Annotated in this window: 2 protein-coding genes; both read right to left on the minus strand. The window is 56.6% G+C overall.

Features of this window, described 5'->3' with window-relative positions; all coding sequences use genetic code 11:
- A partial coding sequence (locus ACOSYY_RS16535; RefSeq protein ID WP_421663841.1) for a ferrochelatase occupies positions 1–511 on the minus strand: 511 nt, incomplete at its 3' end.
- Positions 512–663: 152 nt separating this feature from the next.
- Positions 664–1,689, minus strand: coding sequence for a uroporphyrinogen decarboxylase (hemE, locus tag ACOSYY_RS16540; RefSeq protein WP_421663843.1), 1,026 nt, complete (start codon positions 1,687–1,689; stop codon positions 664–666).
- Between the last annotated feature and the right edge of the window lie 295 nt (positions 1,690–1,984).

Here is a 1,984-nt window from a genome sequence, read left to right on the forward strand (position 1 = left end):
GACACGCGAGGAGTCCTCCCCGGATATTATCCGCGAGAGCGGCAATCAATCGAGGATGCCGGTTCCAACTGCCGCCATATGTCCCATCGGTCCGATCTCCACACTCGGCACGGGCTTCTTCGACTTTTCTCCGATAGGCTCCCGTACTCAGAGAGGATTGTTGGGGAGCCATACAGACCCCGATGATCTGTTCCGGTGATTCTTTCAATAGCTCGGCATAGGTTTCTTTGATGAAAGGATGCCAATGCCGCAAACCGACGTACACCTTGTAGCGTCTGTGAGCCGCTATATTCAATCGCTGCTCAAGTTTCCTCGCGACCTCCTGCGTAATGGAGACCGCCGGTGATTTTCCACCGGTGACTCGGTATCGCTCACGAATTTCGTCCACGAGCGCCGGAGGTGTCGGTCGGCCTCCTCGAACATCGCGCAAAAACGGCTCAACGTTCTCCAAACAATCCGGCCCGCCCATCGCCATGAGCAGCACAGCAGTGTGGTGAGTCTTGTGTGTCATGGTTCTATGTCGTGCGCATCTCGTGAAGCGTGAAACGGACCTTATGAAGGGAAGCGCCAAGGTATTTCCCCCGACCACCTTGGCGATAAGCTATACGCTATGAGCTCTGATCTTCGGACGGGATACGCTTCACGTGAACCGCTTCACGCATCTCACCGTTGGCTAAGCTTGTGCACCATGTCGATCGTCGCGGCCACATGTTCGACCGGCGTCGTAGGCAGTATGCCGTGACCGAGGTTGAAGATGTGTCCGGGACGCCCCTCTGCTCGCCGCAAAATATCCTCCACCCGGCGTTCGATTTCGTGGAGCGGCGCAAACAGCACGAGCGGATCGAGGTTGCCCTGCACGGCGCGATCGTGTCCGACCATGGTCCAAGCCTCATCCAGATGAACCCGCCAGTCAATCCCAATGACATCGCCTCCTGCCTCACGCATCTGCCGCAGAATGGCTGTGGTGCCGGTGCCAAAATGAATCATCGGCACACCTTCGCGCTTGAGCCCATCGAAGATCCGTTGGACGTGCGGCATCACGTATTCAACATAATCGCCGGCCGAGAGACAACCGACCCAGCTGTCAAAGAGCTGAATCGCCTGAGCACCCGCCTTGATCTGTCGCCGAAGATACCCGGTGAGCACCCCCGCAAACTTGTCCATAAGGCGATGCCAAGCGGTAGGATCGCCATACATCATCTGCTTGGTGTGTAAATAATTTCGAGACCCTCCGCCTTCAATGGCGTAGCTTGCGAGCGTAAACGGCGCGCCGGCAAACCCGATCAACGGCACTCGTCCGTCGAGAGCGCGTCGAGCGTGGCGGATGGCCTCGGCGACATATTCCAGCTCGTCGCCGTCGACTACTTTCAGTCGGTCCACCGCCGCTCGGTCGCGAACCGGATTGTGAATGACAGGCCCTTCCCCTGCGGCAAACTCGAGACTGATCCCCATTGGTTCCAACGGCAGGAGGATGTCGGCAAAAATAATGGCGGCATCCAACGGAAATCGGTTAATCGGTTGGAGGGTGACCTGAGCTGCAAGCTCAGGTGTCTTGCACATGTCGAGAATCGAATGTTTTGCACGCAACGTCCGGTACTCGGACATGTAGCGTCCCGCCTGGCGCATAAACCATACGGGTGCGCAATCCACGGGTTCGCGGCGACAAGCTTTAAGAAATCGGTCGTTCATCGCTCGGCATTCTAGAGACGCATTGTGAGCGCTGTCAAACAGGCACACACCCGTTCGCTCCACCCCGAAGACCAAAATGAGTAGACAGCGGACACTCGTCCGGTATAATCAAACCCCGCGAAGTGATGCAAAAAATCGAGTTTCACTTTCGTGGCGTTCTATGTATAATGACGACCTAGCCTATTCTGCACGATCAATCAGTTTAATCGGGACCCCGGCTCCCTGTCTCCCACCGCAGTGACCTTGCCGATCCCCCGACGTAGAGGAGTAATTGTATGTCCGATGTGCAAACGAT

Source organism: Nitrospira sp. BLG_2, from assembly GCF_049222245.1.

Bases quoted from the DNA above. Each gene is read 5' to 3' on its own strand.
- hemE (WP_421663843.1), bottom strand. From the start codon at position 1,689: ATGAACGACCGATTTCTTAAAGCTTGTCGCCGCGAACCCGTGGATTGC.